This window comes from Campylobacter troglodytis, assembly GCF_006864425.1.
GTDB classification, from domain to species: domain Bacteria; phylum Campylobacterota; class Campylobacteria; order Campylobacterales; family Campylobacteraceae; genus Campylobacter_D; species Campylobacter_D troglodytis.
On the sequence record NZ_QHLI01000257.1, the window covers coordinates 1 to 435 of the forward strand.

Sequence of the window (435 nt, forward strand, 5' to 3'; positions counted from 1 at the left end):
GGCAATAAGAGCGTTGAGGTGAGAGGGGATCTAAGCGAGGAAATACAAGGTGATCTAAGCGAGTATGTAGGGGGAAATATCAGCGAGGTAGTGGGGGGAAGCTTAGATCTAAATATAAATAAAGATATAAATGTAAGCACTAGGTCTAATTATTCACTGAGTGCAAATAGTAATATAGACCTATATAGCAAGGATTCAATTCAAATTAAAAGCCTCAAACAAGGCACAGTGCAAGCTAAAAATTTACTAATAGACACAGAAGGGCAAATATATATACAAGCTAAACAAAAATTAACCCTCATCATAAAAGACACAGTCATTCAAAGCGATGAGGATGGGATTAGCTTAAAGCTAGGTTCAAGTGAAGTGAAACTAAAAAATGATAAAATTGTCTTAAAGGGTAGTGTGAAGGTGGAAAAATAAGGGCAGTGTGAG

The 435-nt window shown here is 36.3% G+C and carries 1 protein-coding gene; it reads left to right on the top strand.

What is annotated here, in order from left to right; genetic code table 11:
* The coding region (locus tag DMC01_RS14335; protein WP_185908996.1) for a hypothetical protein at window positions 1–423 on the top strand (423 nt) is incomplete at its 5' end.
* Window positions 424–435: the final 12 nt, after the last annotated feature.